Source organism: Meiothermus sp. Pnk-1, assembly GCF_003226535.1.
In the GTDB taxonomy this organism is placed as follows: Bacteria; Deinococcota; Deinococci; order Deinococcales; family Thermaceae; genus Allomeiothermus.
Genome location: NZ_QKOB01000033.1, coordinates 1 through 553, shown reverse-complemented (window position 1 = coordinate 553; position 553 = coordinate 1). Strand labels below are relative to the sequence as shown.

The following is a 553-nucleotide window of genomic DNA, read 5'->3' as shown; positions in this document are numbered from 1 at the left end:
TTATTTTAAATTCAGAATCTTTCTTCTGCTGTTCTTTGAGTTTGGCGATCTCTAAATCTTTTGATTTGAGGGCGGTTTTTTGCGATTTAAGGACGTTTTGCATTTCTTCCACACTTTCGGACTTGTAAACGCCTAAAAGGTTTTTTTCAGGCTTAAAATCGTTTTGGGAAATACTATTCTGCGCTTGCTTAATTCGGGCGTAATAGGTTTTTGCATCTTCATGTTTGACACCAGTTGCTTTTATTCCTCGTTGGAATCCGAATGATTTCATCTGGTCCGCATAGCGATCCTGGCGTTGGCTCATTTCTTTCGGATTTCCTAATAATTCTCTGGCTGAAAGTCTGCCGTCATTGGTCAATGGTACGGTTACAGCGTGTATGTGCATGGTTTTCTCATCGCGATGGATTGAAAACCGGACTATGTTTTTTTCTCCGAATTCTTTCTTTATAAATTCCAAATTGGCGTTGATCCATTCTTTCCGGAGATTAGAATTATTTTCTATTTTTTCCATTAAGTCCGGTGATCCGGTTAGAATATGCGTCGTGTATTTTAC

1 protein-coding gene is annotated in these 553 nt (G+C 38.7%); it reads right to left on the bottom strand.

The annotated features are described in order from the left end of the window. Positions 1-511 (bottom strand): MobV family relaxase (mobV, locus tag DNA98_RS17560; protein WP_199489416.1); only part of this gene is annotated, 511 nt, incomplete at its 3' end. Positions 512-553 lie beyond the last annotated feature (42 nt).